Raw genomic sequence first — 21,129 nt, 5'->3', positions numbered from 1 at the left:
CAACTCCTTCTGGGCTTCGATGATCTGAAGCAACTCGCTATCGAAACCTACATAACTCTTTGTTTACCAAGGAGTTTTCCGTTTCGACTGCGCCTGAAGTGGGGCGAATTATAGACTTCCAGAATCTGCCGTCAACACCTTTTTTCACAATACTGTCATATCGGTCAAAAAAGCCCGGAAAAGCAAAGGCCGGCCCCAAGGGGCCGGCCTTCTATTACGCGAACTTACAAGCTGGGAAAGGCAAACTGCGAAGCCTCATGGCTGGCCCGTTGCGGCCAACGCTGGGTAATCGCCTTGCGACGGGTATAGAAACGTACCCCATCCGGCCCATAAGCATGCAGGTCGCCAAACAGCGAACGCTTCCAGCCACCAAAGCTGTGATACGCCACCGGCACCGGCAACGGCACGTTGACGCCAACCATGCCCACTTCAATCTCGTCACAGAACAGCCGCGCCGCTTCACCATCACGGGTGAAGATGCAGGTGCCATTACCGTATTCATGGTCGTTGATCAGTTGCATGGCGGCTTCCAGGCTATTCACCCGAACAACGCACAGCACCGGCCCGAAGATCTCTTCTTTATAGATACGCATCTCAGGGGTCACGCGATCAAACAGGCAGCCGCCCAGGAAGAAGCCCTCTTCGTGACCGGCAACACTCAAGCCACGGCCATCAACCACCAACTCAGCGCCCGAAGAAACGCCGTCTTCTATATAGCCACTGACTTTATCCCGCGCCTGGCCGGAAACCAGCGGCCCCATGTCCAGGCCACAGGAAGTGCCCGCACCAATCTTCAACGCCTTGATCTGCGGCACCAGCTTGGCGATCAGCGCATCCGCCACCTGGTCGCCCACGCACACAGCAACAGAGATCGCCATGCAACGCTCACCGCACGAACCATACGCGGCCCCCATCAAGGCGCTGACCGCGTTATCCAGATCCGCATCCGGCATCAACACCGCATGGTTCTTCGCCCCGCCCAACGCCTGCACACGCTTGCCGCGCTTGGTGGCTTCGGAATAGATGTACTCGGCAATCGGCGTCGATCCTACAAAGCTCAGTGCCTTGACTTCCGGTGCTTCGATCAGCGCATCCACTGCGCCCTTGTCGCCGTGCACCACACTCAGCACACCTTTAGGCAAGCCGGCTTCCTGCAACAGTTGTGCGATCAGCAGGGTCGAGCTTGGATCACGCTCCGACGGTTTGAGGATGAAGCAGTTACCGCAGACGATCGCCAACGGGTACATCCACAACGGCACCATCGCCGGGAAGTTGAACGGCGTAATACCCGCCACCACACCCAACGGCTGAAAATCAGACCAGGCGTCGATATTCGGGCCGACGTTACGGCTGTACTCGCCCTTGAGGATTTCCGGCGCCGAGCACGCGTACTCCACGTTCTCGATCCCGCGCTTCAGCTCACCCGCGGCATCTTCCAGAGTCTTGCCATGCTCTTCGCTGATCAGCTGGGAGATGCGCGCTTCGTTCTGCTCCAACAACTGCTTGAAACGGAACATCACCTGGGCACGCTTGGCCGGTGGCGTGTTGCGCCAGGCCGGGAAAGCTGCCTTGGCCGAGTCGATAGCACTTTGAATGGTTTCACGGCTGGCCAACGGCACCTGGTGAATCACCTGGCCGGTCGATGGGTTGTACACGTCGGCCGTGCGACCGCTCTCGGTCACCAGTTGGCCGTTGATCAAATGCTGGATGAGACTCATGCAGGGCTCCTGAAAAGGTGTTCTATATAGAAGGAGAAATCAGTCGATCTTGTTCAGCACTTCGCCGACCGCGTCGAACAAGCGATCCAGGTCCTGCGGCTTGCTGTTGAACGTTGGCCCGAACTGCAGGGTATCGCCGCCAAAGCGCACGTAGAAACCGGCTTTCCACAAGGCCATACCGGCCTCGAACGGACGCACGATTGCATCACCATCGCGCGGCGCAATCTGGATCGCACCGGCCAGGCCATAGTTACGAATATCGATCACGTTCTTGCTGCCCTTAAGGCCGTGCAGCGCATTCTCGAAATGCGGTGCGACTTCGGCCACGCTCTGCACCAGGTTTTCCTTCTGCAGCAGGTCGAGTGCCGCCAGACCAGCCGCGCAGGCCACCGGGTGAGCCGAGTAGGTGTACCCGTGTGGGAATTCCACCGCGTACTCAGGCGTCGCCTGGTTCATGAATGTCTGATAAATCTCGGTGCTGGCAATCACGGCGCCCATCGGGATCGCGCCGTTGGTGACTTGCTTGGCAATGCACATCAGGTCCGGGGTCACGCCAAAGCTGTCGGCGCCAAACATCGAGCCAGTGCGACCGAAGCCGGTGATCACTTCGTCGAACACCAACAGGATGTTGTGTTGATCGCAGATCTCACGCAGACGCTTCAGGTAACCCTGCGGCGGCACCAGTACGCCAGCGGAACCCGCCATCGGCTCAACAAACACCGCCGCGATGTTCGACGCATCGTGCAACTCAATCAGCTTGAGCAACTCATCCGCCAAGGCAATACCGCCGAGCTCCGGCATACCACGAGAGAACGCATTGCTCGCCAACAGGGTGTGCGGCAGGTGATCAACATCCATCAGGCCCTGACCAAAGATCTTACGGTTGCCGTTGACGCCGCCCAGGCTGGTACCGGCGATGTTCACACCGTGATAACCACGGGCACGCCCGATCATCTTGGTCTTGGTCGCCTGGCCCTTCAGGCGCCAGTACGCACGCACCATTTTCACCGCGGTATCGGCGCACTCGGAGCCGGAGTCGGTGAAGAACACGTGGTTCAGGTTGCCCGGGGTCAGGTCGGTAATCTTTTCTGCCAGCTGGAACGACAACGGATGACCGTATTGGAAGCCGGGCGAGTAGTCCAACGTGCCCAGTTGCTTGGAGACCGCTTCCTGAATTTCCTTGCGGGTGTGCCCGGCGCCGCAGGTCCACAGACCCGACAGCGAGTCATACACCTTGCGCCCCTTGTCATCGGTCAACCAGCTGCCTTCGGCCGCCACAATCAGGCGCGGGTCACGATGGAAATTACGGTTGGCGGTGTACGGCATCCAGTGTGCGTCCAGCTTCAATTGGCTGGCCAGGGTGGACGGAGCGTTTTCGGGCATGTTCATGAGCAAAACCTCGCAAGGCAAAAGGCAGCGTAGGGATTTGAAACGCGTTGTTGCAGCTAAATTGCCACGGGGATAAAGTCGGTGAAATTCAACTCTTCTAACCTTCAGTCAGGCCTTCACTAAACTATGAGCAGCCGTCGACCCGACCCACTGGCCCAAGTCAGCGACTTCGATATCCGCCTGTTGCGCATCTTTCGCAGCGTGGTGGAGTGCGGCGGCTTCTCGGCGGCGGAAACCGTACTGGGGATTGGTCGCTCAGCCATCAGCCAGCAGATGAGTGATCTGGAACAGCGCCTTGGCCTGCGCCTGTGCCAACGCGGGCGGGCGGGGTTTTCCCTGACCGAGGAAGGACGCGAGGTGTATCAGTCGGCGTTGCAGTTACTCAGTGCCCTGGAAAGTTTCCGCACCGAGGTCAACGGCCTGCACCAGCACTTGCGCGGTGAGCTGATCATCGGCTTGACCGACAACCTGGTCACCCTGCCCCACATGCGCATCACCCACGCCTTGGCCCAGTTGAAAGAACGCGGCCCGGACGTGCAAATCCAGATCCGCATGATCGCCCCCAATGAAGTGGAACAAGGCGTGCTCGACGGCCGCCTGCATGTGGGCGTCGTCCCCCAGGCCAGCGCCTTGTCCGGCCTTGAATACCAGCCGCTGTACAGCGAACGCTCGCTGCTCTACTGCGCGGTGGGCCACCCGCTGTTTTACGCCGACGACAAGCAACTGGACGACGAGCGGATCAACAGCCAGGACGCCATCGCCCCGACCTTCCGCCTGCCCGCCGATATCCAGGCGCACTACCAGGCGCTCAATTGCACCGCCAGCGCCTCGGACCGCGAAGGCATGGCCTTTCTGATCCTGACCGGTCGTTACATCGGCTACCTGCCCGACCACTACGCCAGCCTGTGGGTGCAACAAGGACGACTGCGTGCGCTGAAACCGGCTACTCGTTTTTACGATTTGAGCCTCGCTTCGGTCACGCGCAAGGGCCGTCGCCCTCATTTGGTGCTGGAAAGCTTTCTCGAAAGTTTGGCCGCAACGCGCTAGCGCGGGCCTCACGTTAAAACCTGAGCAACTGGACAGCTTTTTGCAAGGCAAGGGGATCTCAAACCGTCAGCCATGAGTCCCCACCGCCATGCCGCCAGAATCCTCAAGCCCCAGTGACCTGATCTACGGCCTTAACGACCGCCCCAAACCACTGCCCGCCTTGCTTGCCGCGTTGCAGCATGTATTGGCCGCGTTTGTCGGCATCATCACCCCCCCGCTGATCATCGGCTCCACCCTGGGCCTGACCGCCCACCTGCCCTACCTGATCAGCATGGCGTTGATGGTTTCGGGTGTAGGCACCTTCATCCAGGCGCGCAGGCCATTTGGGATTGGCGCCGGGATGATCTGCCTGCAAGGCACCAGCTTCGCGTTTCTAGGCGCGGTGTTGTCGGCGGGTTTCCTGGTCAAGCAACGTGGCGGCAGCCCGGAAGACATCCTGGCGATGATTTTCGGCATTTGCTTCTTCGGCGCGGCGGTGCAGGTCGTGTTGAGCCGTTTCATCGGCCAGCTCAGAAGGGTCATCACGCCGCTGGTAACCGGCATCGTCATTACCCTGATCGGCATCAGCCTGATCAAGGTCGGCATCACCGACTTGGGCGGCGGCTTCAATGCCCCGGACTTCGGCGCGCCCACTAACCTGGCATTGGGCCTGTTCGTCGTGTTGACGATCATTCTGCTCAACCGCTCGAGCACCCCGTGGGTGCGTCTCTCCGCGATCATCATCGGCCTGGCATTGGGCAGCCTCGCCGCCTGGTTCAGCGGCAAACTTGTGCCCCAAGCGTTGCCTGACTTGCCACTGATCAGCCTGCCTACACCCTTCCACTTCGGTTTCAACTTCGACTGGAGCGCTTTCCTGCCAGTGGCGCTGATTTATCTGATCAGCACCATCGAAACCGTCGGCGACCTCACCGCCAATTGCATGATCGCTCGCCAACCCATCAGCGGCCCTTCCTATATAAGCCGGCTCAAGGGCGGCGTGCTGGGGGATGGCATCAGTTGCATGATCGCCGCCACCTTCAGCGCGTTTCCCAACACCACCTTTGCCCAGAACAACGGTGTGATCCAACTGACCGGCGTCGCCAGCCGTTACGTCGGCCTGTACATCGGCGTGGTGCTGTTTTGCCTCGGGTTGTTTCCGCTGATTGGCGCGGTGCTGCAACAAATCCCCAAGCCGGTGCTGGGCGGCGCGACCCTGGTGATGTTCGGCAGCGTGGCCGCCGCCGGCGTGCGCATCCTCGCCCAGGCCCCGCTGGATCGCCGCAGCATGCTGATCATCGCCACCTCGTTCGGCGTCGGCCTGGGGATCGCAGCCCAGCCGAACCTGCTGCACCTGATGCCCACGCTGGTGCAGAACCTGTTTGACTCGGCCATCACCAGCGGCGGCTTGACCGCCATTGTGTTGTGCCTGTTGCTGCCTGAACCCAAGGCCACCACGGATGCCGCAAACCGGGCCCTGGAAAGCGACACTCTGGAACCGCTTTGACGGTTTTATCGTATCGGGACTTGTCTGGGGCTTGAGGGTGGGTTATCTGTGCACACGTCGTATTCATCGATCTGCACGGAAACCTCCATGAGCCTCGAAGTTCCTGCCCACAGCAACCACGCCGGAAAACCTGCAAGCCGCATTCGGCAAAAGAACGAACAAGCCATTTTGCAGGCTGCCGAAGACGAGTTCGCCCGTCATGGCTACAAAGGCACCAGCATGAACACCATCGCGGCGAGTGCCGGGTTGCCGAAAGCCAACTTGCACTACTACTTCACCAACAAGCTGGGCCTGTACATTGCCGTGCTCAGCAACATCCTCGAACTGTGGGACAGCACCTTCAACACGCTGACCGCCGAGGATGACCCGGCCGCAGCCCTGACGCGCTACATCCGCACCAAGATGGAATTCTCCCGGCGCCAGCCACAAGCCTCGCGGATCTTCGCGATGGAGATCATCAGCGGTGGTGAATGCCTGACCGAATACTTCAGCCAGGACTACCGCGCCTGGTTCAGTGGCCGTGCGGCGGTGTTCCAGGCCTGGATCGACGCCGGCAAGATGGACCCCATCGACCCGGTGCACCTGATCTTCCTGCTGTGGGGCAGCACCCAGCATTACGCCGACTTCGCCACGCAGATCTGCCGCGTGACCGGGCGCACCAAACTGACCAAGCAAGACATGGAAGACGCCGGCACCAACCTTATCCACATCATTCTCAAAGGCTGTGGCATCAAGCCGGCCCTCTAAACGAAGTTACCCATGCCTTTCACGCTTACCGGCCTTTGCGAGTTTCGCGAAGAAATTCGCAAAAGCCGCTTCATCACCCTCGCCGCCCCCATCGCCAGCCCTCAGGACGCCCAGGCCTTCATTGACCAACACAGCGACCTGAACGCCACGCACAACTGCTGGGCCTGGAAACTCGGCGACCAATACCGCAGTAACGATGACGGCGAACCCGGCGGCACCGCCGGGCGACCGATCCTGGCCGCCATCGAAGCGCAGGATTGCGACCAGATCGTGGTGTTGGTGATCCGCTGGTACGGCGGCATCCAACTGGGCACCGGCGGCCTCGCCCGTGCCTATGGCGGCGGCGCCAACAAATGCCTGCAAGCGGCCGAACGCGTTGAGCTGATCAAACGCGTGCCACTGAGCTGCTCCTGTGGTTTTGCCGAGCTGCCACTGGTGAAGTTACGGGTGGCCGAACTGGGCGGCCTGGTGGCGGAAGAAACCTTCACCGCCAACGGCGTCGACCTGCAATTGGCCCTCGGTGAAGCCCACATCGACACCTTGCAAGCCCAGCTCGCCGACCTGAGCCGTGGGCGCATTCTGCTGCAGCGTTGAAACTGCCCACATCTACTGTGCACCTGCCTGTGGATAACCTGAGCACACTCGCCTGTAACCCTTCTGTCACAAGGGTTTCAGGCGGTTGTTCAGTTTTTGCTCAGACGACCACACTAAAGTATTAATCCGACTCAAAAACAGTCAGTTAGGCGGGTTATGTCCTTTAGAACAAAGGGCCGCAGCGCTTATACCCACCGATCACGCTTGCGCACAATTCCTGTGGAGCAACCTGTGGATAACCCGTGCAAGAGTGACCCGGCGGCAGAGCCCGCAACGCCCCGGCACAACTGATCATTTTTTGATCAATTTTCCGCCTCGCGCACCGGCATCAACTGCGCCCCCGACCACAGCACTTCAAACACCACGACAATCAACAACACCCAACTTGCGCCGTGGGCCAGTGCGTAAAGCTGCCAAGTGGCAAACAGCACCCGGCCCGCGGCGTCGTAGCGGCCGAAGATCGCTTGGGGATCACGGATTCGCAACACCGACCACACGCAGACAATCGAGCCCATCAGGTTGGCCATCAACCTATGCACAGGCGCGAACGGCGGCAGCTCGCCAGGCAGGTTCAGCGCCACCAGGGCGTTATGCAGCAGGTCAAACGTCCAGGGTGTGACCAGTGCGGCGGTGACGATCAGGTCGTACCAGCCGCTGGCCCGAACCAGTCGACGGTATTGGTGTGCAGTCCACATAACAGCAAGCTCCTTCAATTCGAGAAGCCAGCACGCTAAAGCCTGGAGTATGCTCCAGGGTCAAGCCCCTTCGAGCCCTCGACATGCGTATCGGCGAATTAGCCCAGGCCAGCCAGGTCAGCCGTGACACCCTGCGCTTCTATGAGCAGCGCGGCTTGATTGCCGCGCAACGCAGCGCCAACGGTTACCGCGACTACCCCGCCGACATGGTGCAACTGGTGCTGTACATCAAGACCGCCCAGCGCCTGGGTTTCAGCCTCGGTGAAATCGGCAGCAGCGTCAGCGCGTTATGGCAAGCGCCAGACCCCGACAGCGCTGTCACGCAATTGCTGCAAGACAAGCTCAACCTGATCGAAACCCGCATCACCGAACTCGACCAACTGCGCCAAGAGTTGCAGCAAAGACTCGGCCAGCGTTGTCCACTGAACCCGTGAACCTCCACTGTCAAAGGAAGCCATTCATGTCCACTTCAAAAACCGCACTGATTATCGGAGCCTCCCGGGGCCTGGGCCTTGGCCTGGCCAAGCAACTGCTGGCGGACGGCTGGGACGTAACCGCCACCGTGCGCGATCCGCAAAAGGCCGATGCCTTGAAAGCCCTGGGCCCGGTGCAGATCGAAAAGCTCGACATGGATGACCAGCAGGCCGTGATCGCCCTGAGCCAGCGCCTCAAGGCAAAAACCTTCGACCTGCTGTTCGTCAACGCCGGCGTCAAAGGGCCGGCCAATCAGGAACCGGGCCACGCCACCCTGGCTGAAGTCGGCCAACTGTTCTTCACCAACGCCGTGGCACCGATCAACCTGGCCCAGCGTTTTGTCGGGCAGATCCGCCCGGGCACTGGCGTGCTGGCCTTCATGAGTTCAATCCTGGGCAGCGTCACCATCCCCGACGGCTCGGACCTGGCCCTGTACAAAGCCAGCAAGGCCGCCCTCAACTCCATGACCAACAGTTTCGTCACCCAGTTGGGCGATCAGAAACTGACCGTGCTGTCGTTGCACCCGGGCTGGGTGAAAACCGACATGGGCGGCGAAAACGCCCACATCGATGTGCCCACCAGCGTGCGCGGCCTGGTCGACCAGGTGAATGCCTACACCGGTAAGGGCGGCCATCACTTTGTGGACTACAAGGGCGACACCATCGCCTGGTAAAAACCCCGGGATCGTTATCGACCGATTGCCGTCGATAACGATCCACACGTAAACTGCGCACCTCGCCCTCCCCGGGCGACCCTGGATCAGCAGACAGGGCAACACTGAGCTGGCAAACCTGAACCCATCATTCAGAGGAGCCGGCCAATGCCTGCGACCCGTATCTGGTTAAAAAACCCCCTCGCGATTTTCACTGCCAATGGCCTCGATGCCCGTGGCGGCCTGGTGCTGCAAGACGGTGTCATCACCGAAGTGCTGGGCTGGGGCCAAGAACCCGCCGTGCCCTGTGGACAAGTGTTCGATGCCCGTGAGCATGTGGTGCTGCCGGGGCTGATCAACACCCACCATCACTTCTACCAAACCCTGACCCGCGCCTGGGCGCCGGTGGTTAACCAGCCGCTGTTTCCCTGGTTGAAAACCCTATATCCCGTGTGGGCCCGACTCACCCCGGAAAAACTCGCACTCGCCTCCAAAGTCGCCCTCGCTGAGTTGCTGCTCTCAGGCTGCACCACGGCGGCGGACCACCACTACCTGTTCCCCGACGGGCTGGAACAGGCGATCGACGTGCAAGTCGACAGCGTGCGCGAACTGGGCATGCGCGCCATGCTCACCCGCGGTTCCATGAGCCTGGGCGAAGCCGACGGCGGGCTGCCACCGCAGCAAACCGTGCAACAGGGCGAAGTGATTCTGGAAGACAGCCGCCGCCTGATCCGCCAGTACCATGAGCGCGGCGACGGCGCGCAAATCCAGATCGCCCTGGCGCCCTGCTCCCCGTTTTCCGTCACCCCGGAAATCATGGAAGCCAGCGCCGAACTGGCGAACAACCTCGACGTGCGCCTGCACACGCACCTGGCGGAGACCCTCGACGAAGAAGACTTCTGCCTGCAGCGTTTCGGCCTGCGTACCGTGGACTACCTCGACAGCGTCGGCTGGTTGGGCCCGCGTACCTGGCTGGCCCATGGCATTCACTTCAACCCGGAAGAAATCGCACGCCTGGGCGCTGCCGGAACCGGGATCTGCCATTGCCCGAGCTCCAACATGCGCCTGGCTTCCGGGATATGCCCGACCCTGGACCTGCTCGCCGCTGGCGCACCGATTGGCCTGGGCGTGGACGGCTCGGCGTCCAACGATGCGTCGAACATGATCCTGGAAACACGCCAGGCCCTGTACATCCAGCGCCTGCGTTACGGGGCAGAGAAGATCACCCCGGAGCTGGTGTTAGGTTGGGCGACAAAGGGCTCGGCGCAGTTACTCGGCCGCAGCGATATCGGCGAACTGGCCGTCGGCAAACAGGCCGACCTGGCGTTGTTCAAACTCGATGAGCTGCGCTTCTCCGGCAGCCACGACCCGATTTCGGCACTGCTGCTGTGCGGCGCCGATCGGGCGGACCGGGTGATGGTCGGCGGCAAATGGCGGGTGATCGACGGGCAGGTCGAGGGCCTGGATCTGAAGGGGTTGATCGCCGATCACAGCCAGGCGGCGCGGGCGCTGATCAGCGGGATCTAAGCCAGGCACAGATCAAATGTGGGAGCCGGGCTTGCCCGCGATAGCATCACCTCGGTCTTTCAGTTGCACCGAGGTGATGCTATCGCAGGCAAGCCAGCTCCCACATTTGATCAGCGGTGTACTCAGGAAAAATTACAACCCCAGTAGCGACAGCATGATAAACGTCGCAAACAACACAAAGTGGGTCATCCCTTCGATGGCGTTGGTTTCGCCATCGTTGAGGTTGATCGCGCTCACGATCAACGTGATAAACACCATCACCGTCTGCACCGGCGTCATCGCCATCTGAAACGGTTGGCCGGTGTACAAGGCCATGGCTTCCATCACCGGCACGGTCAAAATCACCGTCGACAGCGACGCACCCAGCGCGATGTTCACCACCGATTGCATACGGTTGGCCAGCGCCGCGCGCAATGCGGTCAAAATCTCCGGGGCGGCGGAAATTGCGGCCACGATGATCGCCGTGATCACCGGTGGAGCGCCCGTGCCTTCCAGGCCCAGGTCGAGGGTCTTGGACATCACTTCAGCCAACGCGCCAATCACGATCACGCCAAACACCAGAGTTGCGATGGAGAACGCCAGGTTGATCGGCGGCGACTCTTCTTCCGGCTGTTTCTTGCGGCGCTTTTCCGGGTAGCTGTAGCTGAAGAAATAACTGTGAGGCCCCACCTGCATCCGCAGGAACAGGGTATAGAGCACCACCATCGCGCCGATGGTGAAGGCCGAGTAAATTTTCCAGTCGGCCTCGGGGATAAATTCCGGCACGACCATCGACACCCCCATGGCCGTGAGGATCATCACGCTGTAGCTCCGTGCCGAGTCGTCGTTGTAGGACTGTTCGCCGTGCTTGATCCCGCCCATCAGCGCAGCCAGGCCAAGGATGCCGTTGATGTCGAGCATCACCGCCGAATAGATGGTGTCGCGCACCAGGGTCGGCGAGGGCTCGTTACTCATCATGATCGCCAGAATCACCACTTCCACCAAAACGGCGGCGAGGGTCAGGATCATGGTGCCGTAGGGGTCGCCGACCTTTTCCGCCAGTTGCTCGGCGTGATGGGCGACGCGCATCGAGGCCACGACGATAAAACCGATCAGCGCAAGGCCGCCCAGCAGCGCCACCGTCTGCCCGCTGTGCAGCATCCAGTGCTCCAGCGGGTAGGCCGCAATGGCGGCAATCAGCGCCAGCAGCATGAATTTTTCTTGCTTGAGGGATGTGAGCATTCCGGGCCTTTTAGTGCAGCAAATCAGTCATTGATGGGGTACAGACTGCACCACACCGCTAACGTTTCGTTACACCTTAGTTCACGCACTGCTTGCACGACGCCTGCGGATGCTCACCGCTTGGTCAGGTTTTGCCGATTATTTCGGCGTGCGCCTGTAGAATGCCGCCATTGCACCTGATGAGAATTTATAAATGTACGATTGGCTCAACGCCCTGCCCAAGGCTGAATTGCACCTGCACCTGGAAGGCTCGCTGGAGCCTGAGCTGCTGTTCGCCCTGGCCGAACGCAACAAGATCGCGCTGCCCTGGAACGACGTCGAAACCCTGCGCAAGGCCTACGCCTTCAACAACCTGCAAGAGTTTCTCGACCTCTACTACAAAGGCGCCGATGTACTGCGCACCTCCCAGGATTTCTACGACCTGACCTGGGCCTACCTGCTGCGCTGCAAGGCGCAGAACGTGATCCACACCGAGCCGTTCTTTGACCCGCAGACCCACACCGACCGTGGCGTGCCGTTTGAAGTGGTGCTCAATGGCATCGCTGCCGCGTTGAAAGACGGCGAGCAGCAACTGGGCATCACCAGCGGTTTGATCCTCAGCTTCCTGCGCCACTTGAGCGAAGAAGAAGCCGAGAAAACCCTCGACCAGGCACTGCCGTTCCGTGACGCCTTTGTCGCCGTGGGCCTGGACAGCTCGGAAATGGGCCACCCGCCGAGCAAGTTCCAGCGCGTGTTCGACCGTGCCCGCCATGAAGGTTTCCTGACCGTCGCCCACGCCGGTGAAGAGGGCCCGCCGGAGTACATCTGGGAAGCCATCGACCTGCTGAAGATCCAGCGGATCGACCATGGCGTACGTGCCATTGAAGACGAGCGCCTGATGCAGCGCATCATCGACGAGCAGATCCCGCTGACGGTGTGCCCACTGTCCAATACCAAACTCTGCGTGTTCGACGACATGTCCCAGCACAACATCCTCGACATGCTTGAGCGTGGGGTGAAGGTCACAGTGAACTCGGATGATCCGGCGTACTTCGGCGGTTATGTCACCGAGAATTTCCATGCGCTGTACACCTCCCTGGGCATGACCCAGGACCAGGCCAAACGCCTGGCGCAAAACAGCCTGGATGCGCGGTTGGTCAAGCCTTAATCAGCGACCGATGCGGCAAGCCGGGCAATTTCCAGTTGCCCGGCTTCACTGACCTGCAACGCCTGGGACTCATTGACCACACTGACCCAGCTCGACTGCATGCACAGTTGCAACAGCGCAGCCCCCAACGCACCGCCCACATGCGGCTGCTGTTCGCTCCAATCAAAACAATCGCACACGATCGGTTGAGCCAGCGCCTGGGTGAAAATCCCCAGCCCTTCGAGTTTACGTGCCCCCAAGGGCGTCACTTCAGTGCGCTGCTCCGGGCGCTCTATCCACCCGGCCGCCATCATTCGTTGATACACGCCCGCCGCCAGCTCGCCGCCCAAATGGCCCTGGCAAAGCCTGGCCCGCCGTAACGCAGCCGGTGCAATCAGCGACCGGGAATGGGTGGGTGTGCTGCGGGCCACACTGGCCATGGTGGTGCAAGCCAACGCATCCACGGCGGCCCCCACATCGGCGGCGGCCATCCGAAAGAACCGTTTGCCGCTACGGGCTTCGACCCGCAGCACGCCGCCGGCGGTCAATCGGCTCAGATGAGCATTCGCCGAAGCCGGTGTCAGCCCCGCCAATGCAGCCAATTCATCGGAGGGTTTCGCCGAGCCGTCCATTAACGCCCACACCATCGCGGTGCGTTTCGGGTCGGCCAGCAAGGTGGCGATCTGACTGATGCAAGGTGCCTGTTCCATGTGCTCATTCACTCCCTGTTGAAGCATTCGTCTGCTGCGGTTCGGGCAAAAGTATAAGCGTGAAAAAGCCGGGTTCCGTGCCGTCTTACAGCACAACCAAGGACAAGGACTGAAGGAAATTTCCCTATATTCCCGGGGTTATGGTGTAGAGGCAGATCGCTCCGGCAACTGCGCAGTCAATCTCGCACAGCGGGCAACGAGCATTTCCCGCAGAAGATTGATCGGCTTGCTCAGTTGCGCACGATGGGCGCATAACAGATTGAGTGGCGTACGCTCGCCCCGCAGCTCCGGCAGGATCAGGCGCAGTCGCCCTGCCAGCACATCGCTGCTCACGTCCAGCCAGGATTTGTAGGCAATACCCACCCCGGCCACGGCCCAGCGGCGCACCACATCGGCGTCGTCACTGAAGCGGTCGCCGGTCACCGTCAGGCTGACGTCACGTTTGCCATCGCTGAACCCCCAATGGTCGTGCACCCGGCTGCCGAGCATATACAGCAGGCAGTTGTGCTGGGTCAGTTGCTCCAGATGGCGGGGTTCGCCATGCCGTGCCAGGTAGCTGGGGGCGGCGCAGAGCACGCGGTAGTTGTCGGGGGCGATGGGCAACGCGATCAGGCTGGAGTCTTCGGGTTCGCCGTAGCGCAGGGCGATGTCCACCGGCTGGCGGAACAGGTCGGCAATCCGGTCGCCCAACAGCAGGCGCACACTCAGCTCGGGGTATTCGCGCTGGAACTCATCGAGCCAGGGCAGCAACTGGTTGCGGCCGAAATCCGACGGTGCCGACAGTTGCAGCACCCCGCTGACCTGGTCCTGGCCGCTGGCCAGTAACCGCCGGCCTTCGTCCAGGCTGCTCAAGGCGGCCCGGGCGTACTCCAGAAAGCCTTCACCCTCGGCCGTCAGGCGCAGGCTACGGGTAGAGCGCGCCAACAAGCGCGCCCCCAGTTGCTGTTCGATGCGCTTCAACGCGGCGCTGGCCACCGCCGCCGACATGTCCATGACTCGCGCTGCCGCCGAGAGGCTGCCCAGGTCTGCCGCACGTACAAACAACTGCAAGTCATCAAAGCGCAGCACGCTGACCGCCTATTATCAAAAAAACATTGAAAGAGACTGCTCTTTTAGCGGGTTTTATCTTCGAGAGAAATAGCCAATCATCTGTCCATCCCGTTCATCACGTGTCTGGAGTCGAATATGTCCGCTGCCTTTAACGTCATCGCCACGCTGATCGCCAAACCCGGCCAACACGCCACCCTGGAAACCTTGCTGCGCGAGCTGCTGGAACCGACCCGCGTCGAAGCCGGCTGCCAGCAGTACGACCTGCACCAGGACCTGCAACACCCCGAGACCTTCTACATGCTCGAACGCTGGAGCGACGACGCCGCACTGGCCGACCACGACCAGAGCGCCCACATCCAGAACTTCCGCGCCAAGGCTGCCGACGTGCTCGAGCATTTCGACCTCAAGCGCCTGAAGTTTCTTGCCTGACCCACTGCCCCCTTTTTTGGAAACCCTCATGAAAGCCATCGCCTACTACGCCGCATTGCCCATCAACGATCCAAAATCCCTGCAAGACATCGAACTGCCAGAACCGGTCGCCGGCCCCCGCGACCTGTTGGTGGAAGTCAAAGCCATCTCGGTGAACCCGGTGGACACCAAGGTGCGCCAGAACGTCGCCCCGGAAAACGGCGCCGCCAAAGTGCTGGGCTGGGACGTGGCCGGCGTGGTCAAGGCCGTGGGCAGCGAAGTCAGCCTGTTCAAGGTGGGCGACAAGGTGTTCTACGCCGGCTCCCTGGTACGCCCCGGCGGCAACAGCGAATTGCACACCGTGGATGAACGTATCGTCGGCCACATGCCAAAAACCCTGGGTTTCGCCGACGCTGCGGCCCTGCCACTGACCGCCATCACTGCCTGGGAGTTGTTGTTCGAACGCCTGCAAGTGCGCGAAGGCAAGGCCGATGAAGGCCAGAGCCTGCTGATTGTCGGTGCGTCCGGTGGTGTGGGATCGATCCTGACTCAACTGGCGAAACAGCTCACAGGCCTGAAAGTCATCGGCACCGCCTCCCGCCCGGAAACCCAAGCGTGGGCCAAGGACCTGGGGGCCGACCTGGTGATCGACCACAGCCAACCGTTGAGCGAAGAACTGAAAAAAGCCGGCCACCCGCAAGTGAACTACGTCGCCAGCCTGACCCAGACCGACCAGCACCTGGACCAACTGGTGGAAGCGCTGATTCCCCAGGGCAAACTGGCGCTGATTGATGATCCCAAGGCGCTGGACATCAGCAAACTCAAGCGCAAGAGCCTGTCGCTGCATTGGGAGTTCATGTACACCCGCTCGATGTTCGAGACCGCCGACATGATCGAGCAACACAACCTGCTCAACCGCGTGGCCGAACTGATCGACGCCGGCACCCTGAAAACCACGGTGGGCGAGCACTTTGGCGTGATCAATGCGGCCAACCTGCGCCGCGCCCACGAACTGCTGGAAAGCGGCAAGGCCAAGGGCAAAATCGTGCTGGAAGGGTTCTAACCAAACGATCTGTCAGTGTCGTCTGTTATTCACCTGAGTAATGGACGACACCGCTAGTCAGAGACTTGATCCTTGTCATATTTGTGAGCGCATTCGGGTTTATATTGGCGGCCTTTGCCACGCAATCTTTTACGTGAGGAAGTCAGCAATGAAGATCCTGATAAAAGCGCTAGCAAGATCCGAAGGCCACAAATGGCAGGTGCGTCTCGACCACAACGCCTTTACCTTCCGCAGTGAGGCCGAAGCCCGGGCGTTTGCCGACACCCTGCAAACCCGCATCCAGGCACCTCACCGATTCCCCGAAAGCCAGCAGCGCTCTGTTGGCTGACACCCGCTCACTCTGCCGTTTGCAGTGCCCGTTGGCGCTGCAGGCGCCGGGTCAGCATCGCGAACGTTACGGCCAGCACGCCACACAAGCTGATGACCATCGCCATCGGCATCGCCGTGCCGTCGTGCAACACCCCGACCAACGACGCCGCGCCCGCCGCCACGCCGAACTGAATACAACCGAGCAACGCTGACGCGCTGCCCGCCCGTGCGCCCTGCCCGCTCATGGCGCAGGCCGAGGTGTTGGGCAAAATGCAGCCCAGGCTCGCGATGCAGATAAACAGCGGCACCAGCAGTGGCCACAACACGTCAGTCCGCAGCGCCGTAATGGCCAGCAACGACAGGCCCGCCGCCAGGTAGACCCACACCGTGCGCGACAACAAAAACGCCGGGCCGCGGGAGGCCAGCAGGCGCGCATTGACTTGGGCGACCAGGATAAAACCCGCAGCGTTCGAGCCAAAGACCCAGCCATAGTGCTCGGCGGGCACGCCATAGAGTTTGATAAAGACGAAAGGCGAACCCGCGATGTAGGCAAACATGCCCGCAATCGAGATGCCACCGGTCAAGGCATAGCCCAGGTACACCCGGTCCGACAGCAACCGGCCGTACTGGCGCAATGCACCCGACAGCGGCTGGCGCGGTTGGTGGGCGGGAAAGCTTTCCGGTAACCCGACCGCCACCGCGATGGCCGCCATGACGCTGAACGCCGTCAACGCAAGAAATATAGACTGCCAGCCCCACACACCCACCATCACCCCGCCCGCCAGCGGCGCGAGGATCGGCGCCAGCCCGGTGACCAGCATCAATTGGGAAAACACCTTGGCCGAGCCCACGGCGTCGCACTTGTCACTGACCACCGCCCGGGAGATCACCATGCCGGCGCAACCGCCCAGGGCCTGGACAAAACGCGCGCCGATCAACCAGTCCAGGGAAGGGGCATACGCACAGGCGAAGGACGCCAGCGTAAACAGGGTGACACCGCTGAGCAGCGGCCCGCGCCGGCCAAAACGGTCGGCCAGCGGCCCATAGATCAACTGGCCGATCGCCAGCCCCGTGAAGTACACGGCCAAGGTCAGCTGAATATGTTTTTCATCGGTGCCGAATGCCACGGCCATGGCCGGGAAGCCCGGCAGGTAGAAGTCGATGGCCAACGGCGCGAACGCGCTCAAGGCCCCCAATATCAGGATTATGCGAAGGTTCATCAGGCACCTGGAAGAGTCGGCAGCCCGACAGTCTAGCCGGGCATGGGTGCCTTGAACATTAAGTTAGCTCGCTAACTATCAGAAAATCAGGCGAGCTTGACGCTGTAGCCTTCTTCGCTGATCAGGTTGATCACCTCCGCCGGCGACAGCAGGCTGCTTTCCACGCCGACTTCCTTTGCCGCGAGGTCAACGCGTACGCTGGCCGCCGGGTCCTTGCCCTGCACCGCCTGGGTTACCGAGCGAACACAGTGGCCGCAGGTCATTCCTTCAACGCTGAATACTTGCATGACATGACTCCTTTGATGAGGTTGCCGCAAGTTTTGACCTTGCCACGATGGCAAGGTCAAGTTCTGAAAATATCGGCCGGGCTGGCATTCATTCGCGCCCTCGGCCAAGCTGCACCTATCCACGATGTGAACCTCGGAGAATTCGCCATGCGCTGGTCGTTTTTTGGCCTTGTCAGCCTGTTGGGCTTGTTTGCTGCTGTGCCACCGGCCAGCGCGGATGAAGATTATGCGGTGCTGATCATTTCCCGGGAGCGCCTGGAAGTGCCGACCAACTGCGAGATTGGCTTGTACATTCAGGACCAGTTGGCCGGGCGGCTGTTCCAGGAGCAGGCCACCTCGTTCAATTTGCCGGCCGGGAATGTGTCGCTGCGCCTGAAGTTGTTGCCGGGCCAGTCGGCGGGCTGTTTGCCGGGCATGCTCGCGCCACCGGCGCAGAACATCACCTTGAAGGCAGGCGACGTGCGCAAGTTGCGTATCGCACAAGGGCCGGACGGCATGTACCTGAAGCCGGCGGCACTGGAGTACTAGCCGCCAAAACCTGTAGGAGCGAGCTTGCTCGCGAAAAACGTCAACGATGACGCGCTCATTCTGGATAAACGCGGTGCCCTCAGGCTTTTCGCGAGCAAGAACTAGGCGTCCCCCTCGCTCCTACAGTAAAAAAGCGCCTTGACCTTCCCCACAGGTCAAGGTTGATCCTAAGGGCAATCTCTCTTGGAGTACTGCCCATGAACGGATCCACCACTTTCGACCTGCCCATCAGCGGCATGACCTGCGCCAGCTGCGCCGGTCGGGTTGAACGGGCACTGGGCAAAGTGCCCGGGGTGCAAAGCGTCAGCGTCAACCTGGCCAACGAACGCGCCCATATTGAAGTGCTCGGCCAAATGGACCCCGACGTCCTGATCGCCGCCGTCGACAAGGCCGGCTACACCGCCACCCTGCCCCAAAGCGAAACCGCCACCCAGGCCAGCCAGGAACAACGGCTGAGCCATGAGCGTTGGTCGCTGTTGCTGGCGATCCTGCTTGCCGCGCCGTTGGTGCTGCCGATGCTGGTGCAACCCTTCGGCCTGCACTGGATGCTGCCGGCCTGGGTTCAGTTCGCCCTGGCCACTCCGGTGCAGTTCATCTTCGGTGCGCGCTTCTATATCGCCGCCTGGAAAGCCGTGCGCGCCGGGGCCGGCAATATGGACCTGCTGGTGGCCATTGGTACCAGCGCCGGTTACGGCCTGAGTATTTATGAATGGCTCACCGCAACCGCGGGCCATATGCCGCACCTGTATTTCGAAGCGTCGGCGGTGGTGATTGCCCTGGTGCTGCTGGGCAAATACCTGGAAAGCCGCGCCAAACGCCAGACCGCCAGCGCTATTCGCGCCCTGGAAGCCTTGCGCCCGGAGCGGGCGATTCAGGTGATCGATGGCCGCGAACAAGACGTTGCCATCACCGCCCTCAAGCTGAATGACCTGGTGCTGGTCAAGCCCGGCGAACGTTTCCCGGTGGACGGTGAAGTGGTCGAAGGCCAAAGCCACGCCGATGAAGCCCTGATCAGCGGTGAAAGCCTGCCGGTGCCGAAACAGCCGGGCGATACCGTCACCGGCGGCGCCATCAACGGCGAAGGCCGGCTGCTGGTGCGCACCCTGGCCCTTGGCGCAGAAAGCGTATTGGCGCGAATCATCCGCCTGGTGGAAGACGCCCAGGCGGCCAAGGCACCGATCCAGAAACTGGTGGATAAAGTCAGCCAGGTGTTTGTGCCGGTGGTCTTGGTGCTGGCCTTGGCCACGCTGATCGGCTGGTGGCTGTATGGCGCCCCGCTGGAGGTCGCGCTGATCAATGCCGTGACCGTCTTGGTGATCGCCTGCCCCTGCGCCCTTGGCCTGGCCACGCCCACCGCCATCATGGCCGGTACCGGCGTCGCCGCTCGCCACGGCATCCTGATCAAGGACGCCGAAGCCCTGGAGCGTGCCCACGAAGTCAGCGCCGTGGTGTTCGACAAGACCGGCACCCTGACCTCCGGCGCCCCCAAAATTGCGCACCTGGCGGCCGTCGATGGCAATGAAGCGGCCCTGCTGCAACAAGCCGGCGCACTGCAACGCGGCAGTGAACACCCATTGGCCAAGGCGGTGCTCGATGCCTGTGCCGAACAAGGCCTGAACGTGGCCGATGTCAGCGCCAGCCAATCCCTTACCGGGCGTGGCATTGCCGGCACCCTCGACGGTCGGCAACTGGCCCTGGGCAACCGTCGCCTGCTGGAAGACACCGGTTTGAGCACCGGCGACCTCGCCGACTCGGCCCGCGCCTGGGAGGCCGAGGGCCGCACGTTGTCCTGGCTGATCGAGCAAGGCCCGCAGCCACGTGTGCTGGGCTTGTTTGCCTTTGGCGACACGCTTAAACCGGGCGCCCTGCAAGCGATACGACAACTCAAGGCGCGGCATATCAGCAGCCACCTGTTGACCGGCGATAACCGTGGCAGTGCCCGCGTGGTCGCCGAAGCCCTGGGCATCGACGACGTGCACGCCGAGGTGCTGCCTGCCGACAAGGCCGCCACCGTCGCCGAGCTGAAAAAGACCGGCGTCGTGGCGATGGTCGGCGACGGCATCAACGACGCGCCGGCCCTGGCCGCCGCCGATATCGGCATCGCCATGGGCGGCGGCACCGACGTGGCCATGCACGCGGCCGGCATTACCCTGATGCGTGGCGACCCAAGGCTGGTGCCCGCCGCCCTGGAAATCAGCCGCAAAACCTATGCGAAAATTCGTCAGAATCTGTTCTGGGCCTTTGTGTATAACTTGATCGGTATTCCGCTCGCCGCCTTCGGCTTGCTTAACCCGGTCATGGCGGGTGCGGCCATGGCCCTGTCCAGCGTCAGCGTGGTGAGCAACGCACTGTTGTTGAAAACCTGGAAACCCAAGGATCTGGAGGACGAGCGTCCATGAACATTGGCCAAGCAGCACGCCACAGCGGCCTGAGCGCCAAGATGATTCGTTATTACGAGTCCATCGGTTTGTTGAAAGCGGCCCATCGCACCGACAGCGGCTACCGCATTTATGGCGCCGACGATTTGCACACCCTGGCGTTTATCAAGCGTTCGCGGGATTTGGGGTTTTCCCTTGAGGAAGTCGGCAAGCTGCTGACCCTCTGGCAAGACCGCGGGCGCGCAAGTGCCGACGTCAAGGCACTGGCCCGCCAGCATATCGATGAGCTGAACCAGAAGATCCGCGAGTTGGGGCAATTGCGCGATACGTTGCAGGACCTGGTGGAGCACTGCCAGGGTGACCACCGGCCGGATTGCCCGATTCTCAAGGAGTTGGCGTCGGGCAGTTGTTGCGCCTGAAGAGATTTAACTGACTGCACATAACAATGTGGGAGCGGGCTTGCTCGCGAAAGCGGTGGATCAGTCAACTGATGTATTGACTGA

The 21,129-nt window shown here is 61.3% G+C and carries 22 protein-coding genes; 14 read left to right on the top strand and 8 right to left on the bottom strand.

All coding sequences use genetic code 11. The features are described 5' to 3' along the window. Nucleotides 1-224: 224 nt before the first annotated feature. Together HX855_RS15305 and HX855_RS15300 are read right to left on the bottom strand one after the other, a co-directional pair. The gene (locus HX855_RS15305; RefSeq protein WP_177083329.1) at nt 225-1,718 is read right to left on the bottom strand and encodes a CoA-acylating methylmalonate-semialdehyde dehydrogenase; all 1,494 of its coding nucleotides are present in this window, start codon (nt 1,716-1,718) and stop codon (nt 225-227) included. A gap of 39 nt (nt 1,719-1,757) precedes the next feature. Then, entirely contained in the window at nt 1,758-3,107 is a 1,350-nt protein-coding gene (locus HX855_RS15300; RefSeq protein ID WP_008430786.1) for an aspartate aminotransferase family protein, read from the bottom strand. A 126-nt stretch (nt 3,108-3,233) separates the two neighbouring features. Here HX855_RS15300 and HX855_RS15295 point away from each other — a divergent pair, with 126 nt between their 5' ends. From HX855_RS15295 to HX855_RS15280, 4 genes are all read left to right on the top strand, one after another. Continuing rightward, nucleotides 3,234-4,154, top strand: a complete 921-nt coding sequence (locus tag HX855_RS15295; protein ID WP_010174131.1) for a LysR family transcriptional regulator — start codon at nt 3,234-3,236, stop codon at nt 4,152-4,154. Nucleotides 4,155-4,242: 88 nt separating this feature from the next. Further along, nucleotides 4,243-5,637, top strand: coding sequence for a uracil-xanthine permease family protein (locus HX855_RS15290; RefSeq protein WP_177083328.1), 1,395 nt, complete (start codon nt 4,243-4,245; stop codon nt 5,635-5,637). 87 nt (nt 5,638-5,724) lie between these two features. Next, the gene (locus HX855_RS15285; RefSeq protein ID WP_003211175.1) at nt 5,725-6,384 is read left to right on the top strand and encodes a TetR/AcrR family transcriptional regulator; all 660 of its coding nucleotides are present in this window, start codon (nt 5,725-5,727) and stop codon (nt 6,382-6,384) included. A gap of 12 nt (nt 6,385-6,396) precedes the next feature. Next, entirely contained in the window at nt 6,397-6,978 is a 582-nt protein-coding gene (locus tag HX855_RS15280; RefSeq protein WP_177083327.1) for a YigZ family protein, read from the top strand. Between the two features lie 302 nt (nt 6,979-7,280). Here HX855_RS15280 and HX855_RS15275 read toward each other — a convergent pair whose 3' ends face one another. Beyond that, nucleotides 7,281-7,673, bottom strand: coding sequence for a hypothetical protein (locus tag HX855_RS15275; RefSeq protein ID WP_177083326.1), 393 nt, complete (start codon nt 7,671-7,673; stop codon nt 7,281-7,283). An 83-nt stretch (nt 7,674-7,756) separates the two neighbouring features. Here HX855_RS15275 and HX855_RS15270 point away from each other — a divergent pair, with 83 nt between their 5' ends. The 3 genes from HX855_RS15270 to HX855_RS15260 all read left to right on the top strand — a co-directional run bounded on the left by HX855_RS15270 (nt 7,757) and on the right by HX855_RS15260 (nt 10,326). Beyond that, the gene (locus tag HX855_RS15270) at nt 7,757-8,107 is read left to right on the top strand and encodes a MerR family transcriptional regulator (RefSeq protein ID WP_177083324.1); all 351 of its coding nucleotides are present in this window, start codon (nt 7,757-7,759) and stop codon (nt 8,105-8,107) included. Nucleotides 8,108-8,133: 26 nt separating this feature from the next. Then, complete coding sequence (locus tag HX855_RS15265; RefSeq protein ID WP_177083322.1) at nt 8,134-8,820, top strand: SDR family oxidoreductase; 687 nt, start codon at nt 8,134-8,136, stop codon at nt 8,818-8,820. Nucleotides 8,821-8,967: 147 nt separating this feature from the next. Next, the gene (locus HX855_RS15260; RefSeq protein ID WP_177083320.1) at nt 8,968-10,326 is read left to right on the top strand and encodes an 8-oxoguanine deaminase; all 1,359 of its coding nucleotides are present in this window, start codon (nt 8,968-8,970) and stop codon (nt 10,324-10,326) included. A gap of 132 nt (nt 10,327-10,458) precedes the next feature. On the opposite strand, the gene HX855_RS15255 is transcribed toward HX855_RS15260, so the two are convergent. Further along, the gene (locus tag HX855_RS15255) at nt 10,459-11,547 is read right to left on the bottom strand and encodes a calcium:proton antiporter (RefSeq protein ID WP_177083318.1); all 1,089 of its coding nucleotides are present in this window, start codon (nt 11,545-11,547) and stop codon (nt 10,459-10,461) included. 193 nt (nt 11,548-11,740) lie between these two features. Here HX855_RS15255 and HX855_RS15250 point away from each other — a divergent pair, with 193 nt between their 5' ends. After that, complete coding sequence (locus HX855_RS15250) at nt 11,741-12,694, top strand: adenosine deaminase (RefSeq protein ID WP_008430770.1); 954 nt, start codon at nt 11,741-11,743, stop codon at nt 12,692-12,694. Here HX855_RS15250 and HX855_RS15245 read toward each other — a convergent pair. Then, nucleotides 12,691-13,383, bottom strand: a complete 693-nt coding sequence (locus HX855_RS15245) for a helix-turn-helix transcriptional regulator (RefSeq protein ID WP_177083316.1) — start codon at nt 13,381-13,383, stop codon at nt 12,691-12,693. The two genes, HX855_RS15250 and HX855_RS15245, sit on opposite strands and share 4 nt — an antisense overlap. 138 nt (nt 13,384-13,521) lie before the next feature. Beyond that, nucleotides 13,522-14,451: a LysR family transcriptional regulator gene (locus tag HX855_RS15240; RefSeq protein WP_177083314.1), complete on the bottom strand. Its 930-nt coding sequence runs from the start codon at nt 14,449-14,451 to the stop codon at nt 13,522-13,524. 117 nt (nt 14,452-14,568) lie between these two features. On the opposite strand from HX855_RS15240, the gene HX855_RS15235 reads away from it, so the two are divergent. The 3 genes from HX855_RS15235 to HX855_RS15225 all read left to right on the top strand — a co-directional run bounded on the left by HX855_RS15235 (nt 14,569) and on the right by HX855_RS15225 (nt 16,232). Beyond that, nucleotides 14,569-14,862 (top strand): putative quinol monooxygenase, encoded by a 294-nt coding sequence (locus HX855_RS15235; RefSeq protein WP_088424687.1) that lies wholly within the window; start codon nt 14,569-14,571, stop codon nt 14,860-14,862. Nucleotides 14,863-14,890: 28 nt separating this feature from the next. After that, nucleotides 14,891-15,904, top strand: a complete 1,014-nt coding sequence (locus HX855_RS15230; protein ID WP_177083313.1) for a zinc-binding alcohol dehydrogenase family protein — start codon at nt 14,891-14,893, stop codon at nt 15,902-15,904. A gap of 148 nt (nt 15,905-16,052) precedes the next feature. Continuing rightward, entirely contained in the window at nt 16,053-16,232 is a 180-nt protein-coding gene (locus HX855_RS15225) for a hypothetical protein (RefSeq protein ID WP_177083311.1), read from the top strand. 7 nt (nt 16,233-16,239) lie between these two features. Here the strand turns inward: HX855_RS15225 and HX855_RS15220 are convergent, their stop codons facing one another. Together HX855_RS15220 and HX855_RS15215 are read right to left on the bottom strand one after the other, a co-directional pair. Then, nucleotides 16,240-17,433, bottom strand: a complete 1,194-nt coding sequence (locus tag HX855_RS15220; RefSeq protein WP_177083308.1) for a multidrug effflux MFS transporter — start codon at nt 17,431-17,433, stop codon at nt 16,240-16,242. Between the two features lie 86 nt (nt 17,434-17,519). Further along, complete coding sequence (locus tag HX855_RS15215) at nt 17,520-17,720, bottom strand: heavy-metal-associated domain-containing protein (RefSeq protein WP_177083306.1); 201 nt, start codon at nt 17,718-17,720, stop codon at nt 17,520-17,522. A 147-nt stretch (nt 17,721-17,867) separates the two neighbouring features. Here HX855_RS15215 and HX855_RS15210 point away from each other — a divergent pair, with 147 nt between their 5' ends. The 3 genes from HX855_RS15210 to cueR all read left to right on the top strand — a co-directional run bounded on the left by HX855_RS15210 (nt 17,868) and on the right by cueR (nt 21,045). Further along, nucleotides 17,868-18,248, top strand: a complete 381-nt coding sequence (locus HX855_RS15210; RefSeq protein WP_177083304.1) for a hypothetical protein — start codon at nt 17,868-17,870, stop codon at nt 18,246-18,248. A gap of 197 nt (nt 18,249-18,445) precedes the next feature. Further along, a complete protein-coding gene (locus HX855_RS15205; RefSeq protein ID WP_177083302.1) occupies nt 18,446-20,647 on the top strand; it encodes a cation-translocating P-type ATPase in 2,202 nt (733 codons plus the stop codon). Next, nucleotides 20,644-21,045: a Cu(I)-responsive transcriptional regulator gene (gene cueR, locus HX855_RS15200; RefSeq protein ID WP_177083292.1), complete on the top strand. Its 402-nt coding sequence runs from the start codon at nt 20,644-20,646 to the stop codon at nt 21,043-21,045. Before HX855_RS15205 ends, cueR begins: the two co-directional genes overlap by 4 nt. The last annotated feature ends 84 nt before the right edge of the window (nt 21,046-21,129 follow it).

It is taken from the genome of Pseudomonas sp. IPO3778, assembly GCF_013386825.1.
Taxonomy (GTDB): Bacteria; Pseudomonadota; Gammaproteobacteria; order Pseudomonadales; family Pseudomonadaceae; genus Aquipseudomonas.
Note: the sequence above shows the minus strand (reverse complement) of the source record. Positions and strands in the feature narration are given on the sequence as shown.

What these genes read in the sequence shown, in the direction of transcription:
- HX855_RS15305 (WP_177083329.1), bottom strand. Translation starts at nt 1,718, where the DNA reads ATGAGTCTCATCCAGCATTTGATCAACGGCCAACTGGTGACCGAGAGC.
- HX855_RS15300 (WP_008430786.1), bottom strand. Translation starts at nt 3,107, where the DNA reads ATGAACATGCCCGAAAACGCTCCGTCCACCCTGGCCAGCCAATTGAAG.
- HX855_RS15295 (WP_010174131.1), top strand. Translation starts at nt 3,234, where the DNA reads ATGAGCAGCCGTCGACCCGACCCACTGGCCCAAGTCAGCGACTTCGAT.
- HX855_RS15290 (WP_177083328.1), top strand. Translation starts at nt 4,243, where the DNA reads ATGCCGCCAGAATCCTCAAGCCCCAGTGACCTGATCTACGGCCTTAAC.
- HX855_RS15285 (WP_003211175.1), top strand. Translation starts at nt 5,725, where the DNA reads ATGAGCCTCGAAGTTCCTGCCCACAGCAACCACGCCGGAAAACCTGCA.
- HX855_RS15280 (WP_177083327.1), top strand. Translation starts at nt 6,397, where the DNA reads ATGCCTTTCACGCTTACCGGCCTTTGCGAGTTTCGCGAAGAAATTCGC.
- HX855_RS15275 (WP_177083326.1), bottom strand. Translation starts at nt 7,673, where the DNA reads ATGTGGACTGCACACCAATACCGTCGACTGGTTCGGGCCAGCGGCTGG.
- HX855_RS15270 (WP_177083324.1), top strand. Translation starts at nt 7,757, where the DNA reads ATGCGTATCGGCGAATTAGCCCAGGCCAGCCAGGTCAGCCGTGACACC.
- HX855_RS15265 (WP_177083322.1), top strand. Translation starts at nt 8,134, where the DNA reads ATGTCCACTTCAAAAACCGCACTGATTATCGGAGCCTCCCGGGGCCTG.
- HX855_RS15260 (WP_177083320.1), top strand. Translation starts at nt 8,968, where the DNA reads ATGCCTGCGACCCGTATCTGGTTAAAAAACCCCCTCGCGATTTTCACT.
- HX855_RS15255 (WP_177083318.1), bottom strand. Translation starts at nt 11,547, where the DNA reads ATGCTCACATCCCTCAAGCAAGAAAAATTCATGCTGCTGGCGCTGATT.
- HX855_RS15250 (WP_008430770.1), top strand. Translation starts at nt 11,741, where the DNA reads ATGTACGATTGGCTCAACGCCCTGCCCAAGGCTGAATTGCACCTGCAC.
- HX855_RS15245 (WP_177083316.1), bottom strand. Translation starts at nt 13,383, where the DNA reads ATGGAACAGGCACCTTGCATCAGTCAGATCGCCACCTTGCTGGCCGAC.
- HX855_RS15235 (WP_088424687.1), top strand. Translation starts at nt 14,569, where the DNA reads ATGTCCGCTGCCTTTAACGTCATCGCCACGCTGATCGCCAAACCCGGC.
- HX855_RS15230 (WP_177083313.1), top strand. Translation starts at nt 14,891, where the DNA reads ATGAAAGCCATCGCCTACTACGCCGCATTGCCCATCAACGATCCAAAA.
- HX855_RS15225 (WP_177083311.1), top strand. Translation starts at nt 16,053, where the DNA reads ATGAAGATCCTGATAAAAGCGCTAGCAAGATCCGAAGGCCACAAATGG.
- HX855_RS15220 (WP_177083308.1), bottom strand. Translation starts at nt 17,433, where the DNA reads ATGAACCTTCGCATAATCCTGATATTGGGGGCCTTGAGCGCGTTCGCG.
- HX855_RS15215 (WP_177083306.1), bottom strand. Translation starts at nt 17,720, where the DNA reads ATGCAAGTATTCAGCGTTGAAGGAATGACCTGCGGCCACTGTGTTCGC.
- HX855_RS15210 (WP_177083304.1), top strand. Translation starts at nt 17,868, where the DNA reads ATGCGCTGGTCGTTTTTTGGCCTTGTCAGCCTGTTGGGCTTGTTTGCT.
- HX855_RS15205 (WP_177083302.1), top strand. Translation starts at nt 18,446, where the DNA reads ATGAACGGATCCACCACTTTCGACCTGCCCATCAGCGGCATGACCTGC.
- cueR (WP_177083292.1), top strand. Translation starts at nt 20,644, where the DNA reads ATGAACATTGGCCAAGCAGCACGCCACAGCGGCCTGAGCGCCAAGATG.